3 protein-coding genes and 1 pseudogene are annotated in these 5,446 nt (G+C 20.3%); all 4 read right to left on the bottom strand.

Features of this window, described 5'->3' with window-relative positions; genetic code table 25:
• On the bottom strand, window positions 1-2,387 hold a 2,387-nt coding region (locus VAMP_RS04370; RefSeq protein WP_213349725.1), incomplete at its 3' end, for a DEAD/DEAH box helicase family protein.
• Between the two features lie 191 nt (window positions 2,388-2,578).
• Window positions 2,579-4,147 carry an ATP-binding protein gene (locus VAMP_RS07135; protein WP_213349723.1) on the bottom strand — a complete coding sequence of 523 codons (1,569 nt, stop codon included), beginning with the start codon at window positions 4,145-4,147 and terminating at the stop codon, window positions 2,579-2,581.
• Between the two features lie 186 nt (window positions 4,148-4,333).
• Window positions 4,334-4,957 (bottom strand): DUF4391 domain-containing protein, encoded by a 624-nt coding sequence (locus tag VAMP_RS04360; protein WP_213349721.1) that lies wholly within the window; start codon window positions 4,955-4,957, stop codon window positions 4,334-4,336.
• Window positions 4,958-4,984: 27 nt separating this feature from the next.
• A pseudogene (locus VAMP_RS04355) lies at window positions 4,985-5,446 on the bottom strand (site-specific DNA-methyltransferase); the annotation flags it as partial.

The following is a 5,446-nucleotide window of genomic DNA, read 5'->3' as shown; positions in this document are numbered from 1 at the left end:
TTTGTAGTTTGTGTTTGTTTATCAAGTCTTTTAATACTCGTATTTGTTTTTAAACTTTCTTGATCAATATTGTCTTGTTGACTTCAAGTTCATATAATTACATTTATTTGATTTACTTCAAGTTTTCAATTAATAGCATTTACACTATTTTCTATAAGTTCAGAAGTATTAAAATGTACTTTATAAGTAGTTTTATGATTTATTTTGTTCCATAATTCTTGAAATTCTTTTTTGTAAAAATTATCATTTGGTTTTAATATTTTTTCAAAAACATTTTCATCTTTTGCATTTTCTACAGCTTTGAAATTATCCATACTATAAACATCGTTTACAAATTTCAACAAATCTTTCTCAAATCATTTTAATTCTTTTGGTGCTTGAAAATTATTTGTTTCAATATCTGTAATAAATTTACTAGTAACTTTATATTCACTATCCAAATATCAATTTTGTCTCAACTCTATAATCAAATCCATTGATTTTTTATCATCAAAAATATATTTTTCTCAAGATTCATTTTTGAAAACTCTTCATTTCAATGTTTCAGCAGTAATTGCAATAGGTCTATTTGAAATAGAATCAAGTATTTCAGTTTGCAATTCACGAGCAAAATTTTCATAAGATTCATTTGCTATTACAGTAAGTGTATTGTAATCAAAAAAATTATCTTCCAAATTATTATAATCCATTCTTTCTCAATTTGCATTTACACAAATTCTTAATCATCTTCATATTTCTTGTCTTTTGCTAATACTTGATTGACTCATTCTCAAAGTACATATTTGAAAAACATTTGGATTGTCCCATCATTCTCTCAAAGCACTATGAGAAAATATAAATCTTGTTGGTTCTCAAAAACTCAATAATTTTTCTTTATCTTTCATTATTAAATCATAAGCTGATACATCATCACTTCATTCACTTCATCTTTTTTCTTTTGAATCTATCAATTTTCATTTTTTATCTACGGAAAAATATCAATTATGTATTTGCGATACTTTAAATTTTTCTACATATTTTTTATATTCTTCATCAAATAAAGTAGTTTCTTTTATTAAATCTTGATATTCTTCTTCAAAAATTTTTTCATATTCTCAGGGAATAGTATTACCATTTTCATCATAATTTCTATATTTTGATACTTCATCTATAAAAAATAAAGATAATACTTTTATTCATTTACTATACATTAATCTTTCTTTTTCTATATGAGTCCTAATAGTTTCTCTGATTTGTATTCTTCTGATATGTCCTTCATCTATATTACCATAAGCTTGTCATACTCATATAGTCACACCATTTGTAAAATTTACAGTATTTGTAAATCAATTAATTTCTTTTACTACGAAATGTTTGTATTGTTCAAGTTGTCACGATAATTCATAAAGATTATCTCATTCTTTAATTTTTTTTAAAATTCTTTTTATTCATCAAGCTTTTTTGACTTCCATTTCCATCTTGATATGAGCTGTTGGATAAGTTTTTGTGCTAATATTTATTCTATCTAGAAACAAAAAGCTATTAGTTGCTGTGCTTCCTACTACTTCAATTCATTTTACATTTATTTTTTTTACAAGTTTTTGATTATAAGCATCTATTGCATCAAGTCTATATATTTTATTAAAATCTTTTTTGTGAGTTGCTGAATATCTAATGGTAAAAAGTGGATTAAATTCTTTTAATGTTTTTTCTGCTTTATCTCAAAATCTTTGTGGTTCATCTATAATCAAAATAGGATGAGTTCTTTTGATAACATCAATAGGTCTTCTAGAATTTAAAGTATCAAGATTTTGATATATTTTCCTAGATTCTTTACTATTGGTAGCAAAAGCTTGATAATTCATAATCATAACTTCTATATTTGCACTAGATGAGAAATTTTTGATATTTACTAGATTTGATTTATTGTTATTATCATAAATAAAAAATCTAATTTTCTTTCAATATATTTCATTGAAATGTTCTTGTGTAATTTGCAATGATTTGTTTACTCATTCTCTAATAGCAATAGATGGCACCATAATAATAAATTTACTCCAACCATATTGTTTATTTAGTTCAAAAATAGTTTTGGTATATACATAAGTTTTTCAAGTTCAAGTTTCCATCTCTATACTAAAATTCATTCAATCAAGAGTTTTTGATTCTATAAGTCAATTTTCTTGTTGTAAATTTTTTACATTTTTTAAAATTTGTTCTGGAGTAATTTCAAGTTTTTTGTTGGAAAATAAATCTTCTACATAAGTTTGTTTTCAAGCAACTCAATAATCAATAATTTGTCTATCTCATATAGATTTATCAAGTCATTTTGTTTGTCACAAAAAACAATTAACTACTGTATTGCTAGCATCTGTTTGATATTGTTGTTCTTTGAATTTTAGTTTCATGATTTTATTTGTTAGTTGTAAATTGTGATTTATTTTTTATCTTTTAATATTTAAAATTTTATTAATTCATCTACTTTCAAACAATATCTTTGGTTTCAATATTTAAATATAATGTAAATCATAAATAAAAAATTAATCTAGAAATAATATTTCTTAAAACTAATTCCATTAGATTAAAATAATAAAATAAATTATAAATTATAACTTATATAATTTTCAATATTTCTTTTTTGAAAATTAAAATCAATTCATAATTCTATTATTTGTTTTCAATTTTGTTTATATTTTTGAGAATATCATCTTTCTTTTATTTGTTTTATTGCTTGATTTTCTTCTTTTATATTTGATTGTTTCAATACTTTAAATTCTATTACAAATATATATTCTCATATTTTTATTGTTAAATCTATTCTTCATTTATTTGTTATATCTTCTTGTATTATATCCAATCATATACTATATAATAATGAATATACCACACTTACATAATATCATTCATAACTTGCTATATATTGTATATGATTATATGCTATTCATGAAAATAATTCTTTTAATAATTCTATAAATTTTTCTACTTTCCCATCTTTTAATGCAAAAAATATTTTTCAAGCAAATACAAAATAATTTTCTTTATTTATTGCTCATAAATAATCATATAATATATATTTATTTAAACTCATTTTTATTTCTTTATTTGGAATCTGTAATTTGTATCAAACTCAAAATCATTTATCTATTTTCTCTTTAATAGTTAAATATCCTGTTTGAAAAAGTAATGTTTCTATATTTATTTTTTCTATATCAAAACTTCCTATCAGCTCCTCCCCTGCTGATAAATTTTGCAAATCTGGTATATGATAAAACTTTTCTGATTCATTCAATATTTTCATCAAAAATGTTGGTGTTGCTGTCTCAAACCAATAATTTTTATATTCTTTATTTTTCAAAAATAATAATACATCAAAAGGATTATATACTTTTTCTTCTCACAAAAAATTAAATCAATTATACCATTTTTTCATATATTGTCTATCTATTCATTCCAAATAATCTTGAAAATTATCTGTTATCTCTTGTTCTGTATATCAACATATATCTCATACTTCTTTTAATAAAGTTATATCTTCAAGATTATTTAATCCACTAAATAAACTAACTTTACTAAATTTACTTACTCCTGTAATAAATACAAATTCCAAATATTGATCTGAATCTTTCAATATTCCATAAAAGTTTTTTAACATATCTCTTATTTGTTTTGCTTGTTCTTTTTTTGTTATATTATCTAATATTGGTTTATCATATTCATCTATTAATACTACTACTTTTTTTCAAGTTTTTTCATATATATTTCTTATTAATTCAAAAAATTTATCTGAATAATTTTTTTCTATTAGTTTATTTATATCAATATTATTATTTCTTGAATTATTATTTATTATAGAATCAAACTTATTTTCCAATTCTTGTATATTCAAAATTCATGATCAAAAACTAATCTTTATTACAGGATTTTTTTTTTCAAAATTCCAATTTTTTTCAGCATATAGTCATTCAAATAATTCTTTTTTTCCTTCATACAAATATTTTATTGTATCTACTAATAATGATTTACCAAATCTTCTTGGTCTTGATAAAAAATTATATTTACTTCATTTTGTTATTAAATTTATTATATTAGAAGTTTTATCTATATATAATCGATTTTCTGTTCTCATAATTTCAAATGATTGTATTCATATTGGTAATTTCTTTATCATTTTTTTGATTAAATCCTAAATTTTTAGTTTCTATACAGTAAATAATAAACTCATTATATAAAAATATAAATTAATTTCAAGGACAGAAATAATTTTATTCTTTAAAAAAATATTAACATTAATTTTAATATAATGAAATTAATTTTAGATTAGATAATTAAAAAAATCTGTAATATATTCTGTTTATTAATTATTTAAGAATTCAAGCAATTTTTCTTTTTCTTGTAATTTTTTATTAAGTTCTACTTTTTTATTAAATTGTTTTTCTTTTTTTATATTACTTTTTAATTTTAATATTTCTTTTTTTAAGATATTTATTTTTCTATCTTTTTCAATTATTTCTTCAAAATTATTATTTTTTGTATTTATATTTTTGATAAAAGATTTTATAATATTTTGATAAATAATTTCAAGATTTAATCAATTAAAATCAAAATCTATTTTTTCATTCCAATTAGAAAAATAATAAATTTGATTTTTATTATCTTCTAATTTTATTCCAAAAAATTCATTATCATCAAATTTAAAATGATATAAAATAGTATAAGGAATACTTTTATTAATTATTTTTAAAATATTTTTTGGTATTATTTTTTGTTTTAATTTTATTTCAAATATTTGTATTTCTTTTATTTTATCAGTAAAAGAAATATTTAAAGTATTACAAGATAATTTATATTTCCAAATAATTTTTGATATTTGCAATGTAAATTTTTCTTTTAATTTATAATTTATAAGATTTTTTGTAAAAAATTTACTTTTGGGAATAGTTTTATCTACTAAACAAGTTTTTGGTAAATTAAATAACATTTTTTTAAATTTATAATTTATAACTAACTAAATAACTCTAATCACAGTTTCAGGACTCAATTTTTTAAATCTTGTTTCAAAATTTATTTTATCAGAATCGTTTTTAAAACTTGAATCTCTAAAAACTACTTTCAAAGGTTCATATTTTGCTATTTCATCAACAATTGCAAAATCTATAAACTCATCAAAACAAGCAACTAAACTATTTCAAGCTACAAAATAAACTGTATTTCAAGCAATAGTTTTGGATTCTATTGATAAATCAAGAGTAAGTCATAAATCAAGCATAATTTCAGTAAGTAAATCAAGAGCTTTTCTATCTTCTTTTATATTACTTTCCAATAATGATAATTTTTTTTGATCAATATCATTTGGATGAAAATAAACATCTTTTATATTACTAGAATCTACTTTGTAAACTCTAAATCAAATGTCTAAAGATTTCTCTTCTTGTGTCATCTCGAGCGAAGTCGAGGGATCTTGTTTTGA

Source organism: Candidatus Vampirococcus lugosii (genome assembly GCF_018420025.1).
GTDB lineage: Bacteria > Patescibacteriota > Gracilibacteria > Absconditabacterales > Absconditicoccaceae > Vampirococcus > Vampirococcus lugosii.
Note: the sequence above shows the minus strand (reverse complement) of the source record. Positions and strands in the feature narration are given on the sequence as shown.